Origin of the sequence: Pseudomonas sp. EA_5y_Pfl2_R50 (assembly GCF_963970475.1) — a bacterium.
Lineage (GTDB): Bacteria > Pseudomonadota > Gammaproteobacteria > Pseudomonadales > Pseudomonadaceae > Aquipseudomonas.
The window spans coordinates 1-357 of record NZ_CAXAPT010000218.1; the positions used below are offsets into that span (position 1 = coordinate 1).

The window sequence follows — 357 nt, forward strand, 5'->3', positions numbered from 1 at the left end:
CGGCACCTTCACCATTACCGCACTCGACGGTGTCACCACTCTGACCGTCGGCGGCATTGCCGTGGTCAGCAACGGTGTCGCCGCAGGCTTCCCGCAATCGATCACCACGCCGCTGGGCAGCACGCTGACCATCACCGGGTTCAACGCCACCACGGGCGTGGTCAGTTACAGCTACACCCTGGTCGACAATGAGGCCCACCCCACTGCCAACGGCGCGAACAGCCTGCCTGAACAGTTCGCCGTGACCGTGGTGGATGACAACGGCACCACCGCCAACGCGACCCTCGACGTGAACATCGTCGACGACTTGCCGAAAGCGCTGAACGACAGCAACGGCACCGCCTCGGAAAGCCTGCT

The 357-nt window shown here is 64.1% G+C and carries 1 protein-coding gene; it reads left to right on the forward strand.

Annotated elements, in window-relative coordinates; translation table 11 throughout:
* On the forward strand, positions 1-357 hold a 357-nt coding region (locus tag AACY19_RS27530), incomplete at both ends, for a hypothetical protein (protein ID WP_339454655.1).